We start from the raw sequence: 16317 nt of genomic DNA on the forward strand, positions 1-16317 counted from the left end.
CCTCCTATTCAACCTCAAGTAATACATCGTCATCATTAACAAAATCGCCTTCATTAATATGAATTTTCTTTACAACGCCAGTTGTCTCAGCTGCAATTGGAATTTCCATTTTCATTGATTCAAGAATTACTACATCTTGCCCTTCTTTTACTTCTTCCCCTTCTGCCACTAATACTTTCCATACACTACCTGCCATACTTGCTACGATGTTTGTCATATTCATTTCCTCCTTAGTTGGTTGCTTTTTCAGCTAAATAATATTTATTTACAAAATCAGTTGTTGTATAACCGCTTAAAAATTGTTCGTGGCTGACTGTTTCAATAAGCATTGGGATATTCGTTTTAATACCTTCTACTTTGTAATTCTCAAGTGCTTCTTTCATTCTGGCGCATGCCTCACTACGAGTTTCTCCCCAGGTGATTAGTTTGCCAATCATTGGATCGTAGAATGGCGTCACTTGTGAGCCAGCTTCTATCGCACATTCGTTACGGACACCTTCTCCTTGCGGCAACTGAAACGCTGTTATCTTGCCAGGTGAAGGGAAAAATGTTTTAGGATCTTCTGCATAGATACGCACTTCAATCGCATGTCCTTTTCGCTCGACGTCTTCTCGTTTAATAGACAAACGTTCTCCATACGCTACTTTCAACTGTTGTTCTACTAGGTCGAGTCCCGTGATTTCTTCTGTAACTGGGTGCTCTACTTGTAGTCTTGTATTCATCTCTAAGAAGTAGAAATTTTGCTCACGATCCACTAAAAACTCAATCGTCCCCGCATTGGAATATCCGATATGTTTTGCTGCTTGGACAGCTGCATCGAGCATTTTTTGTCGTGTTTCTTCACTGATAAATGGAGAAGGTGCTTCTTCCACCACTTTTTGGTTTCGACGTTGGATGGAGCATTCTCTTTCCCAAAGTGGAATGACATTTCCATGCGTGTCGGCTAATATTTGTACTTCAATATGATGAGGTTCCGCGATATATTTTTCTAAGAACATTGTTCCATCGCCGAAAAACGATTCTGCTCGTTTTTTATTTCCTTCGAAAGCTTTTACTAACTCTTCCTCAGAATTAACGAGTTGCATTCCGATTCCACCGCCTCCAGCAGATGCCTTAAGCATAAGTGGATAGCCGATTTTTTTTCCTGCTTCTTTTGCTTGCTCTTCATTGTCTAAAGCAGTATCAATACCTTCAACAACCGGTACACCAGCTTCTTTCATCATTTTACGTGCCTCGATTTTACTTCCCATGGAAGCGATAATATCCGAGGAAGGTCCGATAAATACAAGCCCCGCCTCTACACATCTACGCGCAAATCCTGCGTTTTCTGATAAAAGTCCGTAGCCTGGATGCACAGCCTCTGCTCCACTTTCTTTTGCGATACGAATAATTTCGTCGATATTCAAATAACTTTGATTGACCGGTGGTTTTCCAACGCAGTACGCTTCATCAGCTTGTCGAACAAACAAAGAGTCAGCATCCGCTTCTGAATAGATGGCAACTGTTTGAATACCAAGGTTTTTACAAGTTCGGATAACTCTTAAAGCAATTTCTCCACGATTGGCAATTAATATTTTAGAAAACATATATCTCGCTCCTTCTTTAAAAAGTCTTTATAAAAACTCTTATTGATCTTGAAAATTAGGTTTCCTTTTTTGAATAAAAGCTTCCACGCCTTCTTGAACATCTTCCGTTTGAAAAACATGACCAAAATAGCTAGCTTCAATAACTAGTCCTTCATTAAGTGGTTGTTCATAACCCTCATCAATCGAATGCTTCGCGAAAGAAACTGGAATAGAAGAATGGTTACAAATTTTACTTGCAATCTCCAGTGCTTTTTCTAACGATTTTCCCTTTGGAACTACATGATTCACTAGTCCAATTCTTTCTGCCTCTGCTGCTGATATAGATTCGCCAGTGAAAATCATTTCTTTCGCTCTTGCTTTGCCTATTAAGCGCGGTAGCCTTTGCGTTCCACCAGCCCCCGGAAATAATCCCAATTTAACTTCTGGAAGACCGATCTCTACATGTTCCTCCGCAACGCGGATATCACAGCTTAACGCTAGTTCGCAGCCTCCACCTAACGCTAGGCCATTAATGGCTACAATGGTCGGATGAGTTAGCTGTTCGATTTTATTCAGCGGTTCTTGAAGCCAAAGTGATTTTTGCTTTGCTACTTCGACTCCTTTTCCAATCCATTCTGGAAATCCTTTAATATCCCCACCAGCAACAAATGCTTTTTCTCCTGCACCTGTTAAAACTACTACCTTCACTTTAGATTCTTTTTCGATTTCATCTACGATTGTATTCAATTGTTCAATAACATCCGCGCTTAAGACATTCACAGGTGGATTATCGATAACAATTTGTGCAATATTCTGTTGTAACGACCATGAAACTACTTGAACCTTTTGCATTCTTCTCGCCCCGCCCTATATTTTCACTTCACTATAATCTTGTCTCAAAACAAATTTTTGTATTTTGCCGGAAGGCGTTCTTGGTAATTCATCGACGAAAATAACTTTTCTAGGCTTTTTATAGCTTGCTAAATTATTCACACAATGATTGATTACGTCCTCTTCTGTTAAGTTCGATCCTTCCTTTTTCACAACAACAGCACAAACAGCTTCGATGAATTTTGCGTCGGGAACACCAATGATAGAAACTTCCTTTATCTCCTCATGACGGTATAAAACATCTTCAATTTCAGCGGAGTAAATATTTTCCCCACCACTTCGAATCATATCTTTCTTTCTACCTGCAATCTTTAAGTAACCCTCTTGATCGAATACTCCTAAATCGCCTGTTTTACACCAACCATTTACAAACGTCTCCATTGTCGCTTCCGGTTTTCGCCAATACCCTACTGAAACAGCAGGACTTTTAATAGCAATTTCCCCTATTTCACCTACTGGTAATGGGAGCCCATCATCATCCAAGATGCTTATCTCGGTAAGTGGCATTGGTTTTCCAACTGTTTGTCCTTTAGTAAAAGCATCCTGTGGATCAAGGGACGCTGCGATTGGAGTGCCTTCCGTCAATCCATATACTTGAACAACCCCAACATTCGGGTATTTCTTTTTTAATTGCTCTAGTGCAGATGGCAATAATGGATCGCCACCTGTGTAAATAGTTTTTAGGTTTTTCAATTGATAGGAATCTAAGCCATCATAATTCAACATTTCGTAAATCATAAATGGGAATAAGAAGCAATCGGTCACATTTTCCTGTTCAATGACCGATAGGATTCTTCCAATTTGAAATCCTTGGCTTTTTGTAATGATCAGTGTTCCACCCATCAAAAGTATGGGAAGTCCTATGTCTTCCATCGCACCTACATGATAAAGTGGGCCTGTCGTCATGCCAATTTCCTGTCCCGTAAACTTCCATTTCAACGATTGCATAGAGGAAAACCAAAGTGTCATATCATGTGTCCAAATAGCGCCTTTTGGTCTACCAGTTGTACCTGACGTATACATCAGCATGACTGGATCACTCAATTTAATATTATTATCTGGTACTTCATCCACCACGCCACTTGCCAATAGGCTCCAAGGTTTAGACCAATCCGGAATTATGGCATCCTCATTTTCCAGGCATATGTACTGTTCAACGGAAACATGTGGGCGAATCTCCTCCAGTTCATTTGCCAAATTGGAATGGAAGCATAATATTTTCGTTTCGGAATCCTTTAATGCATATTCCAGTTCTGCACTCGAAAGTCGGAAATTAAGACGAACTGCAATTGCCCCGATTTTCGCAACAGCAAAATATACAGCGAAATATTCTAGGCAATTGTATAGCAATACGCCAACTCGATCTCCTTTTTGGACTCCTAATTCAATAAGCTTATTTGCATATGCATTTGATATTGTATGAAGCTCTTTATACGTCCAAGCTTTTCCCATTTCTTCTTGTATTGCTATTTTTTCTTGATGATTGTCATTTAACACATTTGCCATTTTCCTAGTAATAAGTCCAACGTCCAATGAAAATTCCTCCTTTCGTTTCTCCTCTCTATATAAGCAAGATTCATGCCAAGTTTGAAAATCAAGAACTTTCAAGGCATTACTCTCTATATAATAAACTTGTCACCATCTATTTTTTCCGAAATCTCGGAAGACGCTTTTTTCTTTTGACTGATACAGCTCAATAAGTAGGTAAAAGAAAAAAATCCAGGATATCGGAGGCTATTCCGATATCCTGGATTTTATATATTTAAATAATATTATATTTTTTTATCTTCTCGTATATGGTCGAATTGCTAATTCCAAGCGCTTCCGCCGCCATATTTTTATCGAATTTACAGGTCGTTAGCATTTTTTCTATTTCTTTTTTTTCCGTTTCTTCTATTATTTCTTTTAACGTTTTCTTTTTGTTTTTTCCCGAATCTCTTTTAATATATTCCGGCAGGTCTTCGATTTCCAATATATTCTCGTTTGCTAAATGTACACCTGCATCTATTACATTCTCCAATTCTCTTATGTTTCCAGGCCATTCATATTTGTTTAGAAGAGCGTAGACATCATCATGTATGGAATTGACTCGTTTGCCAATCCGTGCTTTCGATCTTTCAAAAAAATGATGGATTAGAATCGGGATATCCTCTGTTCTTTCCCTTAAGGGAGGACTGACTAATTGAATTGCGTTTATCCTATAATATAGGTCTTCTCGAAATTCCCTATTTTCCATCATTTTTTCTAATGGTCGATTAGTTGCCGCAATCACACGAACATTCACCTTTTTTGGGTTTGCTGCTCCTACAGGTTCATATTCTCTCTCCTGCAAGACTCTTAGTAATTTGACTTGCATATGCTGGGGCATGTCTCCAATTTCATCTAGAAAAATAGTTCCACCTTCTGCACTTTGAAACTTCCCTACTTTTCCACCCTTTTTAGCACCCGTAAAGGCACCCTCTTCATAGCCGAACAGTTCCGACTCGATTAGATGCTCTGGAATAGACCCACAATTCACACTAACAAATGGTTTAGTACTACGAGGACTCAGTTGATGAATACTTTGTGCGATTATTTCCTTCCCAGTCCCACTTTCGCCCCTTATCAATACAGAAATATCTCCACCAGCAACTCTTTTCACACGCGCTTTTAATTCATTCATCGCTTGCGAGTCCCCGATCAAATCATGTAAAGAATATCTTGCCCCATTTCCTTGATCGCCGTCGGGTGTATACAAATTATTTCGTGCTAATAAGTCTTTAATATGGCTATTCATTTTCTTCCAATCATCTAAATCTCTAAAAATAATGGTTCCTATTGCACCGATAATTTCTTTGTCATCGAAAATTGGAATACGATTTGTAATGACAAAGCTTCCTCTTAGAAACTGTAGATCTCCCATTTCTGATTTTCCTGTTTGAACAACAAGGTGTAATCTTGTATTTTCAATATAATCAACAATATATCCCCCTATCAAGTCTTCTCTTTTCACTTCCAAAAACTCGCAATACTTGTTACTAATATATTGTATTTTTCCATTATTATCGATAATGATTGTCCCATAGTTTGCATTTTCAAATACGACATCGAGTAATTTATGATTGAACAATTGTCCAGATACCATATTTATTTCCCCTTTCTCCCGCTTATCCCCTTACATACCCCTACCTTATATGATAACGGAATTTTCAAGAAACAGGTGCTTCATTTTTAGTTTGGAGAAACTTTAATAAAAAAACTGCCATTGTAGATGGAGAGTTCATTCAATATAGGGAAACTGCGAAGTAAGAAATTTTATTAGGTGACCACTAGGAATTTGGCACGGCGGCGCTTCGCTTTCCACGGGCGGGCGACGAGCGGCTTCGTCGCAAGCGACTGCTGGGGCTCGTGCCACCGCACTAAATCCCTCCAATTATGTAGTAGTAGAATAAGTATCTCCAGAAAATGGATAAGGGCAACCAAACAGCAGTGAAAGCAACCAGTCCTAGCCTGAGAGCAACCAAATGACTGTTGAGAGCAACTAGAGGCAGTCTGAAAGCAACCAAATTACCCCTGAGAGCAACCAATTTTTCATAAAACAAGTTTACTTGGAGTGAGACGCCGATGACTATCGCACAGTTTCCCTTTACGGTAAAGTCTTTGACTGGCACACATTCTTCCTATAATACACTCAATGAAACAATGATCTCTTATTCTGAGAAAAATATTGGACAAGCAACACAATTTAAACTTTTTCTTCCATAGAACATAAAAAAACAGGATAAAGATTATTAATCTTACCTGTTTTTCCGCTTGCTTATTCTCGATGTTTCACAGCTAGTCCTCTTAAAAATTTGCGCGCAAAATTATCACCGCACACTTTATAATTTCGATGTCCTTCTTTACGTAAAATAGCTCCTAGCTCCCCTTTTGTTACGATAATGCCACCTTCATCTAATATTTCTATCATATCTTCGGTTGTTAATTGTAATGCTACTTTCAATTTCTTAAGTAGCATGTTATTAGCGCTTCTTTCGGGAGGTGCAGGATTTTCAGGTTGACCAGGTTTTGGGTCTTGTTTACCTCGTTTAAAAGTAATAAAACCATTTAAAAAGGAATCCAACATCTTATGCGTACATTTTATTTGATCATCGGTTTCTTCCACATCTATGTCATCATAGAATTCATCTTTTGATTTTGTCAGTATTTTTGATAGTTCTTCTTTCGATACTTCTATACCACCAAGATTAAAAATCTCCATCATTTCTTTGTCTTTTATATCTAATGCATACCTTAGTCGTATTAATATATCGTTATTATCCATTTAAAAGCCTCCTACTATTATGACCAGCCATCTCATGTTGTGTTACTTGCTGAGTTGTTAGTTAATAAATTATAGCAGAGAAACTGTAAATACAGCTATTAAAACAGCTGAAACATGAATACTGCAATCAGCGGGCAGTTCTTCCTCCTACAGTAACTGAACTCCACCCTTTACAGATGAAGCACTTTTGATAATTAGCATATACTGTATTACTTCAACTAATAATAACGGAGGTGTTTATTCTGATTCATACTGTTCAACGAGGTGAAACACTGAGTCAAATAGCCAGAGACTATCGTACACCTCTATCCAAAATCATTAGTGCTAATCCATCCATAAATCCGAATGTACTTTTCATTGGTCAATCCATTGTTATACCTGGCTATCCAGACCCAAATACGCTTCCATATCGTATAGAGGTTTCCATAAACAATCGTCGACTACGATTACTAAGAGATGGTATTTTACAAAAAGAGTACCCAATTGCTGTTGGAAGAATAGTATACAATACACCTGTAGGAGATTTTATCATTATAAATAAAGCGCCTAATCCTGGTGGACCATTCGGCACAATGTGGATGAGTTTATCAAAAGAGCACTACGGCATCCACGGCACCAATGATCCTAGTTCCATTGGTAAAGCAGTCTCACGTGGTTGTATTCGCATGCACAATAAAGACGTGGAGGAATTAGCACGTATTATTCCAATAGGAACTCCGGTTTCTATCCGGCCATAATATAAAAAACTGGAGGAGAAAATGATTCATCTTCTCCTCCAGTTTTTATTCAGTTTCCTAAGTCCTAGGAGTTAAAATCGTATATTTGACCTTTAATCAAATATGCCGTGCTTTCAGCAATATTCGTTATATGGTCTGCCGTTCTTTCAAGAAAGCGATTAACAAATAATAATTGTACAAGCTGATTGGTTTCTTCGGGATGGTCACTTAGATAATTGGTCAGCTTCTTATATGTTTCGCCACTATATTGATCCACTTCCTCCTCTAAGTCACCAACTTCTTTTGCATAGAGGATATTTTCCTCTAAAAAAGATTGTAGTGCTTTTCGGAGCATCTCAATCGATATATCTTTCATCTTCTCTAGATGCGTAATCTCCAGTAAAGATGTTGTATTACCAATCTTAATAGTTGCTTTCGCAATGTTCACTGCAAAATCCGCAACCCGTTCAATTTCAGATGAAATTTTTAGTACACCAATAATTTCACGCAAATCTCTTGAAACAGGAGCTTCTTTAGCCATAAGCCATATGGCGAACTGATTAATATCCATTTCTAGATTATCAATAGTTGTATCTCCCTCAATAACTTTTAATGCAATCTCCACGTCTTGTGTTTTTAAGGCAGTAAAAGCTCTTTCCAGAGCAACAACTGATAGTTCACCCATTTCAGTGATTTTGCTTTTTAATTCCTCTAAATTATTCTCGAAGTTTACACGGACTCCCATTTGCTACCTCCATTATCCAAATCGGCCTGTTACATAATCTTCAGTTCGTTGATCTTGTGGTGTAGAGAAAATATTATCGGTATCATCATATTCAATAACCTCTCCATTTAAGAAAAAGGCTGTTTTATCGGATACTCTTGCTGCTTGCTGCATGTTATGCGTAACTATAACAATCGTGTAATCTTTTTTCATATTAGTTATTAGTTCTTCTATTTTTAACGTAGAAATTGGGTCTAATGCCGATGTAGGCTCGTCCATTAATATAATATCTGGCTTCATCGCAATAGCACGAGCAATACACACACGTTGCTGCTGTCCGCCTGACAAACCTAGCGCTGATGTTTTAAGACGATCTTGTACTTCATCCCAAATCGCTGCACTGCGTAGACTCTCTTCCACAATTTTATTTAATTCTTTTTTATTTTTAATGCCTTGCATTCTTGGTCCGTAGGCAACATTGTCATAAATACTCATTGGGAATAAATTAGGTTTTTGAAATACCATTCCCACTTTTGTACGTAGTTTGATCACATCATTCGTTTTATAAATATCTTCGTGGTCAATGATGATATCACCTGTAATTTTCACACCATCTATTAAATCATTCATCCGATTTAATGTGCGTAAAAAAGTCGATTTACCACAACCTGAAGGACCGATTAAAGCAGTTACCTCTTTTTCTAGGATAGCAAGGTCGACTCCAAATAAAGCTTGTTTCTCGCCATAAAATAAATTTAAATCTCTTACATTAATTATCGATGTACCTTCTTTACGTTGCTCCATCTGCTATAATACCTTCCCTACTTGAATTTTTTTGGTCACTAGCACAACATGATCTAAAGACTCAATTATCCTTTAACATACGCTTATTTATTAGTTGCTTTGTTAAATTTTTTCGAGATATACGTTGCTGAAAGATTGATCGCTAAAATTATTACGATTAAGACAATACCAACTGCTGCCGCAAGCTCAATATCCCCAGACTCTTGTGTTACTAAATAAGAATGAACGGTTAGTGTTCTAGCTGATGATAGAATGCTTTCTGGCATAGCTGCTACTGTCCCAGCAGTTAAGAATATTGCAGCTGATTCTCCCACAATTCGTCCAACAGAAAGGATAATACCGGATAAGATTCCGGGCATAGAACTCGGTAAAATTACTTTATATAATGTTTGTAGCTTTGTTGTTCCAAGCGCTAAGGAACCTTCACGATAGGAACGTGGCACTGTTTTTAATGCTTCCTCTGTGGTTCGAATGATTACTGGTAATACGATAATCGTTAAGGTTAAGGAAGCTGCTAGTATCGACATTCCTAATTTTAACGTCGTTACAAAGAATACAGCTCCAAACAAACCATAAATGATAGAAGGAATTCCTGTTAAACTTTCTGTTGCAAAGCGTATTAGTCTAACTAATCGCCCTTGTTTAGCATATTCCTGCAAATAAACAGCTGCTAATATCCCTATAGGTGTTGCAATGACTAATGAAATAACGACTGTATATATAGTTGTAATAATCATTGGCCAAATACCACCATCACCAGATGGTGAATAATCTCCAAAGATGAAATCAAAGCTTATCAAACCAATTCCCTTGTAAAAGATAAATCCAACGATCATTACGAGGATGGCAACCGATAAGAATGCTGATAACCATAATAGCGCTCGTAATAAGCTATCTTTGAAATGTCTCATCTTAGTTGCCTCCCTTTGCACTTATTTTTGCTAGCACAAAATTCAAAATCAATATAAATGAGAATAAAACAATTCCTGTTGCAAATAACATTTCTTGATGTGTACCAAACGCATAACCCATTTCTAATGCGATGTTTGTCGTTAGTGGGCGAACACTGTCCGTTAGGCTGGTTGGAACGATTAAACTATTTCCGGCTACTAAGATTACTGCCATCGTTTCCCCTATTGCTCGGCCTAAACCTAGTACGATTGCTGTCATAATACCTGATTTGGCTGCTGGTACAATAACTTTAAAGATGGTCCCAATTTGTGATACTCCTAAAGCATACGATCCTTCACGATATGTTTGGGGTACTGCTCGAATTGCTGTCTCTGCTACAGTCACAATAGTTGGTAACATCATAATCGCTAACACAAGAATCACAGCTATCAAGCTTTGCCCTTTCACTAAACCAAACGTATTTTGTAAAAATGGAACGATGATCGCAAGTCCAAACACACCATATAATACGGATGGGATACCTGCTAGCAATTGAATTGCCGGTGAAATAATTTTGGCTAATCTTTTAGAGGCAATTTCCGCCAAGAAAATAGCTGTAAATAAACCAATAGGAACGCCAATAATTAATGCTCCAATTGTTGCAAAAATGGATGCAACAATCATTGGGAATATACCGAATTTATCTTCACTCGGTACCCAGTCAGTACCAAATATAAAGTTTATAAAACTATAGCCCTCAGCTACAAAAGGATGAGCTCCTTTATAAAATACAAATCCAATGATTAACAATAAAGTTATTACAGAGAGAAGTGCACAAATCAAGAAAATCCTTGAAGATAGCTTCTCTAGCATATACTTCCTTTTATTTGCTTTGCCGATTTCTACGGTTTGCTTGTTAGTTGTTGGGATAGACACCTTATACCTCCAAATTTAAGTCAAAAATTATGTTGTTGTCTTCCTTTTAATTGTGTTTTATTTTACTGGGATAGCTCCGGCTTCTTCTGCAATGAGCTGTCCGTCTTCACTTAAGATAAAATCTATAAATCGTTGTCCAGCGTCTGTTAATTGTCCTTCTTTATAGACAAACAAGAAAGGTCTAGATAAGCTGTATTTTTCTTGCAAAACATTCTCTGCATTCGCTTCTACCCCATTAATATCAATGGTTGAAATTGTTTCATCTATATATTCAAATGAAATGAAACCAACAGCATGTTTATTGTTCGCAACGGTTGTTTTAATATTTCCATTCCCACTTGCGATAATCGCGTTTCTGATTAATTCACCCGAGCTATAGTCAACGATTTCTTGGAATGCATCACGCGAACCTGATCCATCCTCACGAGAGACAACTACGATTTCCATGTCATCTCCGCCTAGTTCACTCCAATTCGTTACTTCACCTGTAAAAATCTGTTTAACTTGCTCCATCGTAAGATCTTTCACTTTATTAGTTGGATGAGTTACTACTACAATGCCATCATAAGCAATAACAACTTCATTCAAACCACTTGCTATTTCCTCTTCTTTTAAATCTCGGGAGGACATGCCTATTTCCGACACTCCACTAATTGCATTGGTGATTCCGGCAGAAGAACCAATTTGATTTATCTCAATATTTGTATTATCTGTCTCTGAGTATTTCGCTGCTAATTTCTCAGCTAGTGGTCCTACAGATGTGGATCCTGAAATAGATACTGTAGCACCGCTTCCATTGTCTGACCCTTTTGAACCATTATCATCATTTGAACATGCTGATAGGATTGTGAGTATAGCAACTATTACTAACGCCATTTTTGTATGTTTCCACTTGATCATTTCATACCTCCAAGAAATAGGTTAAAAACTTTCTATGTCGTTTTTTGTCTAATAGTAGAATAAATGCACAGTGTAAATTTTGTTCCTGTTATTTGTAAAGGTTTTGTAAATTTTATTAAAAACAACTTGTTTAATGTTAAGTATTTTTAAAATTTTGTGAACGATAGATATATTAGGATGAGTTTAAATCCTTCATATATGAATTTCCACTTATTCACAAAAGCGTTCTAACTATTAAGCACAACACGAAAAAAAATCGCTAAAGCAACCCTCTTCTGCGCAATTTAGCTAATGGGAAGTATAAAATGGAATAACACATACTACAGGGGAACTGCGACATAAGAAATTTTATTAGGTGACCACTAGGAATTTGGCACGGCGGCGCTTCGCTTTCCGCGGGCGAGCGACGAGCCGTACTAAATCCCTCCAATTTAAGTAGTAGCAGAATAAGTATCTCCAGAAAATGGATAAGAGCAACCAAACAACAGTGAAAGCAACCAGACCTATCCTGAGAGCAACCAAAAGACTGTGGAGAGCAACTAGAGGCAGTCTGAAAACAAGCAAATTACCCCTGAGAGCAACCAATTTTTCATAAAACAAGTTCACTTGGAGTGAGACGCAGAGAATAATGGCGCATTATTGGGGATTGCTTTACAAAAAGCATCGACTTTGTGGGCTTTGTCGTATTCAGAGGCTTTTTATCGCAGTCACAGTGGATATTGTCGCAGTCCACCATTTATTGGATTTACCCAGTTGAGAAACTGTTTAATAGTTGGGTTTTTAGCAAGCCGATACTGAATAAACAAGAAATCATAGCGGTCACTTAATAGAACTTTCTACGCTGCATTTTATCTATACCACGATTAATTTAAAACATGCCGTTCCTTATGCTACTACTCGAAAAAAGTAATCCACCTGTCTAGTTTTCCAACCAATAAAAAAGCTCGAAAATTCAAAGTTGAATTTTCGAGCTTTTAACGTTTTACTTTTCTCTTAATGATCACGATTTATTATATAGTCCAATAAATGTTTTAAAAATGGTACATTACGAGGTACTTCTTGTAAAGCTTCCATAGCTAGACAATAATTTTCCCACAACTCTTTTTCTGCATCTTCCTGCCCCAGTATCGATACGAAAGTAGAATTATTGTTTTCCGCGTCTTGGCCAACTGGTTTTCCGAGTATGCTAGTATCGCCATCTACGTCTAGGAGATCATCCTTTATCTGAAAAGCAATACCTGCATGACGGGCAAATTTTTTCAGAGCATCCATTTCCCCTTCATTTGCCTTTGCAAGAATTGCTGGCATGATCAACGAAGCTTCGAAGCCTATTCCTGTCTTATAAAAGCACATCATATTCAGCTGCTCCAGTGTCAATTGCTTCCCTTTGGATTCCAAGTCCATCGTTTGTCCTCTACACATATTTGCAGTAGTATTGGCTGAATATTTTATGAGTTTTAGTACAGTACTCGAATCGAACTGTTGGAGAGAGGCTTGCTCCTCTACAGCCTTTTGGGTAAGAAATAGACCAGTTAATTCAGCAACGGCAACGCTTTGCATCTCATGGAGTGTTCGACGTCCTCTACGTGTGGAAGCATTATCCTGCGATGGCAGATCGTCAAATATTAAGGATGCAGTATGCATATATTCTAGTGATTTTAATAGCGGCTCGATTGCTGATCTATTTAATCCATAAGCGTTTACACCCATTAACAAAGCCAGTATTGGTCTTAAACGCTTCCCTTCCCCATCTAGACTATAATTGGCACCATCGATAATTTGGTCTTCCGTTATAAATATGTTTTCCTTTTTAGGAATATTTAGCATGTCATTTATTTCATGGCGTAAGCTTTTGATCGTATTTATAAATTCTTCTTTTTCTATTCGTTCATTTTTCAAAATAGTAATCATGTGATCGCGCAGCAGCTTATCGAAGAAATCTACATCATCTGCTTTTCGGACCATATTTTGAATAAGCTTATTGAATGTAGGGTTTCCACCAGCAAATATCCCCATCACTTCGTTGTATCTTTTAGTCCCTACTCGTTCTTTATAACGTTTTAGTCCATTTATAGCTCGGTCCAATATAACCTCACAAGTCTTTCTATCTGAGTTATACACATTATGAATCAAATTAGAAATAACCGTCCAGTACAATTCAAATGGATTGATAAGATCCGAACGTGTCTCGTGATATTTCAAATAATAGGTATAGGGAGTTACCGCACCATCCTTCAAATCATCAAACATATCAGCAAAATCATCCGCAAGCTGATTATAAATGCCATAAAAGAATGTTCGGCTATCCAATTCCTTATCTTCAGAAGCACCGATTACTGAACGAACAATTAATCGGGAAGAGGAAGATTTTAATATGACAGGTATATAAAGCTCTTCATTCGTATAATTTGCGTTGGATAAATCCTTTACTCGGTCTACTTCCTGGGAATGAAAAAACACATAGGATTGCTCAAAAAAACCTATTTTTGTCTCTTGTTGCTGATGAGCACTTATAAAGTCAAAGGCATCTCGAAGTTCCGAATGTATATACTTCATTAATTCTACATTGTTCCCAATCCACTCACCAAATTCTGGGACAATCCCAGTTGTAAGAGTGGTACGTATTAGATCCGTATATTGTTTTTCCTCTACATCCGATAATATCTTCGCATCGAGAAGATCATCAATAAATGGATAAGTTAGTCCATATGAGTAGCCAAGCCTAATAGCCTTATCAAGTCTTCTAGTACGTTCCTCAGAGCTCGTATCCTCGTTCATCTCTTCTATTTCTTGCATAATTACACCGGCAATTATTTTAATAAGCTTTCTCTGGGCTTGCTCAGCATCCATCCCTTCAGGAATGTTCTCGGATACGGTCTTTAACTTGTTTAGTACCCAAATCAGTCCCGATTCAACACCTTCTTTTTGGGCAAGGCGATACAGTCCTGCCATACTAAATGCCTTGTTTTTATTTTCTGTAGTAAGGTCAATCTTTAAATTATCTACTATGCTTTTAATTCTGTTTAGTGTATCAGGTGAATCAAGCGATTTGCCTAAATCACGCATAAAAATATAGGAAATGCTTCGATCGAGGTAATTATCAAGTTTGCCTGTATAATTTAGCCATTGTATATAAGGATGATACTGACGAGGATCAGGTTTTCTTTTTCCGCGTGAAAACAAGGAATAATAATGAATATGATTGCGTTTCCACAATCGAATATCTTCTGTTAAAGTTGAGACATAAATCTTTTGCTCCACTTGCTCATAAAGTGATTTAAAATAGTGTTCAGCTTTTTGCTCCGCCTGCCGATAGCAGGTATCGGCATTTATTAATAATTCCTTGATCATTCCACAACACACCTTCACTTTATGTTCTCACTTAACTATCTAGAAAAATAGTTGCTAATTAACAATCTATTCTTTTAAGAATCTCAGAATTCCTTTTTTATATATAAAAATGCAAGGCCTGACTCCATTTCAATAGAATCAAGCCCTTATCATTTATTATTTCAACTTAAGACATTCTTTGCTCTTCTGCTTCCCATCGCTCTATTTCACTTCGAACTAATGGTGCCACTTCTTTCCCAAGAAGTTCGATTGCTTTTAAAACTTCATGATGAGGCATTGATCCTACCGGTACATGAAGCATAAAGCGTGTGATACCCACGTTCTTACGAAGAAAAATAATTTTTTCAGCGACCGTTTGCGCATCTCCTACATATAAAGCTCCTTCTAGGCTACGGGCATTATCAAACGTCGCACGAGTATAAGGACCCCATCCGCGTTCTCTACCTAAAACATTCATAGCAGCTTGGGTCGATGGGAAAAATTTATCTGCTGCACTTTCGGTACTTTCTCCAACGAATCCATGTGAGTGCGACGCAACCGTCAGCTTTGAAACGTCGTGTCCTGCCTGCTCCGCCGCATTCTTATAAAGTTGCACAAGTGGTGCGAACTGAAGTGGACTACCACCTATAATAGCTAGAACTAGCGGTAATCCTAGAACACCTGCACGAGCAACAGATTGTGGAGTTCCACCACTAGCAATCCAAACCGGTAGAGGATTCTGTACAGGTCGTGGATACACGCCTCGATTTTGAATCGGCGCTCGATGCTCTCCGCTCCAAGTAATCATTTCTGAATCTCGTATTTTCAACAATAAATCTAGTTTCTCATTGTATAATTCATCATAATCTTTTAAATCATATCCAAACAGAGGAAAAGATTCGATAAAAGAGCCACGTCCAGCCATAATCTCTGCACGACCATTTGAAATCGCATCTAACGTCGCAAATTCTTGGAATACTCGCACTGGATCGTCCGAGGACAAAACTGTTACCGCACTTGTCAATCTAATACGGCTTGTTTGAGATGCTGCTGCAGCTAGTATGACGGCAGGCGCAGAAGCAGCGTAATCTTTCCGATGATGTTCACCCACACCAAATACATCTAATCCAACTTGATCGGCCAATACAATTTCCTCTACTACTTCGCGAATACGTTCGGCATGACTAGATACTTTTCCTGTTTCCACATCTGGCGTCGTTTCTACAAATGTTGTAATTCCGATTTCCATATGACTTC

The 16317-nt window shown here is 37.8% G+C and carries 14 protein-coding genes; 1 reads left to right on the forward strand and 13 read right to left on the reverse strand.

Features of this window, described 5'->3' with window-relative positions; genetic code table 11:
* Positions 1-4: 4 nt before the first annotated feature.
* From ACIP9W_RS18125 to ACIP9W_RS18150, 6 genes are all read right to left on the reverse strand, one after another.
* Complete coding sequence (locus ACIP9W_RS18125; protein WP_282243889.1) at positions 5-217, reverse strand: acetyl-CoA carboxylase biotin carboxyl carrier protein subunit; 213 nt, start codon at positions 215-217, stop codon at positions 5-7.
* A gap of 13 nt (positions 218-230) precedes the next feature.
* Entirely contained in the window at positions 231-1586 is a 1356-nt protein-coding gene (locus ACIP9W_RS18130) for an acetyl-CoA carboxylase biotin carboxylase subunit (RefSeq protein WP_400792224.1), read from the reverse strand.
* 39 nt (positions 1587-1625) lie between these two features.
* Complete coding sequence (locus tag ACIP9W_RS18135) at positions 1626-2417, reverse strand: enoyl-CoA hydratase (protein ID WP_400792227.1); 792 nt, start codon at positions 2415-2417, stop codon at positions 1626-1628.
* A gap of 15 nt (positions 2418-2432) precedes the next feature.
* Positions 2433-3989, reverse strand: coding sequence for an acyl-CoA synthetase (locus ACIP9W_RS18140; RefSeq protein WP_400792230.1), 1557 nt, complete (start codon positions 3987-3989; stop codon positions 2433-2435).
* Between the two features lie 229 nt (positions 3990-4218).
* Complete coding sequence (locus ACIP9W_RS18145; RefSeq protein ID WP_400792233.1) at positions 4219-5580, reverse strand: sigma-54 interaction domain-containing protein; 1362 nt, start codon at positions 5578-5580, stop codon at positions 4219-4221.
* 672 nt (positions 5581-6252) lie between these two features.
* The gene (locus ACIP9W_RS18150; protein ID WP_400792236.1) at positions 6253-6759 is read right to left on the reverse strand and encodes a YehS family protein; all 507 of its coding nucleotides are present in this window, start codon (positions 6757-6759) and stop codon (positions 6253-6255) included.
* 242 nt (positions 6760-7001) lie between these two features.
* Between ACIP9W_RS18150 and ACIP9W_RS18155 the strand changes: the two genes are divergently transcribed.
* Positions 7002-7496 (forward strand): L,D-transpeptidase family protein, encoded by a 495-nt coding sequence (locus ACIP9W_RS18155; RefSeq protein ID WP_400792398.1) that lies wholly within the window; start codon positions 7002-7004, stop codon positions 7494-7496.
* 64 nt (positions 7497-7560) lie between these two features.
* On the opposite strand, the gene phoU is transcribed toward ACIP9W_RS18155, so the two are convergent.
* The 7 genes from phoU to ACIP9W_RS18190 form a co-directional block, all read right to left on the reverse strand.
* Positions 7561-8220, reverse strand: a complete 660-nt coding sequence (phoU, locus tag ACIP9W_RS18160; protein ID WP_400792239.1) for a phosphate signaling complex protein PhoU — start codon at positions 8218-8220, stop codon at positions 7561-7563.
* Between the two features lie 12 nt (positions 8221-8232).
* The gene (gene pstB, locus ACIP9W_RS18165) at positions 8233-9003 is read right to left on the reverse strand and encodes a phosphate ABC transporter ATP-binding protein PstB (protein WP_282243895.1); all 771 of its coding nucleotides are present in this window, start codon (positions 9001-9003) and stop codon (positions 8233-8235) included.
* A gap of 83 nt (positions 9004-9086) precedes the next feature.
* Positions 9087-9914 carry a phosphate ABC transporter permease PstA gene (gene pstA, locus ACIP9W_RS18170; protein WP_282243896.1) on the reverse strand — a complete coding sequence of 276 codons (828 nt, stop codon included), beginning with the start codon at positions 9912-9914 and terminating at the stop codon, positions 9087-9089.
* Between the two features lies 1 nt (position 9915).
* Positions 9916-10830 carry a phosphate ABC transporter permease subunit PstC gene (gene pstC / locus ACIP9W_RS18175; RefSeq protein WP_229677455.1) on the reverse strand — a complete coding sequence of 305 codons (915 nt, stop codon included), beginning with the start codon at positions 10828-10830 and terminating at the stop codon, positions 9916-9918.
* A gap of 57 nt (positions 10831-10887) precedes the next feature.
* Complete coding sequence (locus ACIP9W_RS18180; RefSeq protein ID WP_400792244.1) at positions 10888-11730, reverse strand: phosphate ABC transporter substrate-binding protein; 843 nt, start codon at positions 11728-11730, stop codon at positions 10888-10890.
* Between the two features lie 993 nt (positions 11731-12723).
* Positions 12724-15081 carry a polyprenyl synthetase family protein gene (locus tag ACIP9W_RS18185; protein WP_400792247.1) on the reverse strand — a complete coding sequence of 786 codons (2358 nt, stop codon included), beginning with the start codon at positions 15079-15081 and terminating at the stop codon, positions 12724-12726.
* A 166-nt stretch (positions 15082-15247) separates the two neighbouring features.
* Positions 15248-16309 (reverse strand): LLM class flavin-dependent oxidoreductase, encoded by a 1062-nt coding sequence (locus ACIP9W_RS18190; protein WP_400792249.1) that lies wholly within the window; start codon positions 16307-16309, stop codon positions 15248-15250.
* Positions 16310-16317: the final 8 nt, after the last annotated feature.

The sequence above is a fragment of the Psychrobacillus sp. NPDC093180 genome (assembly GCF_044754065.1).
GTDB lineage: Bacteria > Bacillota > Bacilli > Bacillales_A > Planococcaceae > Psychrobacillus.

Excerpts from the sequence above, each read along its gene's own strand:
- ACIP9W_RS18125 (WP_282243889.1), bottom strand. The coding sequence starts at position 217 with ATGACAAACATCGTAGCAAGTATGGCAGGTAGTGTATGGAAAGTATTA.
- ACIP9W_RS18130 (WP_400792224.1), bottom strand. The coding sequence starts at position 1,586 with ATGTTTTCTAAAATATTAATTGCCAATCGTGGAGAAATTGCTTTAAGA.
- ACIP9W_RS18135 (WP_400792227.1), bottom strand. The coding sequence starts at position 2,417 with ATGCAAAAGGTTCAAGTAGTTTCATGGTCGTTACAACAGAATATTGCA.
- ACIP9W_RS18145 (WP_400792233.1), bottom strand. The coding sequence starts at position 5,580 with ATGGTATCTGGACAATTGTTCAATCATAAATTACTCGATGTCGTATTT.
- ACIP9W_RS18150 (WP_400792236.1), bottom strand. The coding sequence starts at position 6,759 with ATGGATAATAACGATATATTAATACGACTAAGGTATGCATTAGATATA.
- phoU (WP_400792239.1), bottom strand. The coding sequence starts at position 8,220 with ATGGGAGTCCGTGTAAACTTCGAGAATAATTTAGAGGAATTAAAAAGC.
- pstB (WP_282243895.1), bottom strand. The coding sequence starts at position 9,003 with ATGGAGCAACGTAAAGAAGGTACATCGATAATTAATGTAAGAGATTTA.
- pstA (WP_282243896.1), bottom strand. The coding sequence starts at position 9,914 with ATGAGACATTTCAAAGATAGCTTATTACGAGCGCTATTATGGTTATCA.
- ACIP9W_RS18180 (WP_400792244.1), bottom strand. The coding sequence starts at position 11,730 with ATGATCAAGTGGAAACATACAAAAATGGCGTTAGTAATAGTTGCTATA.
- ACIP9W_RS18185 (WP_400792247.1), bottom strand. The coding sequence starts at position 15,081 with ATGATCAAGGAATTATTAATAAATGCCGATACCTGCTATCGGCAGGCG.
- ACIP9W_RS18190 (WP_400792249.1), bottom strand. The coding sequence starts at position 16,309 with ATGGAAATCGGAATTACAACATTTGTAGAAACGACGCCAGATGTGGAA.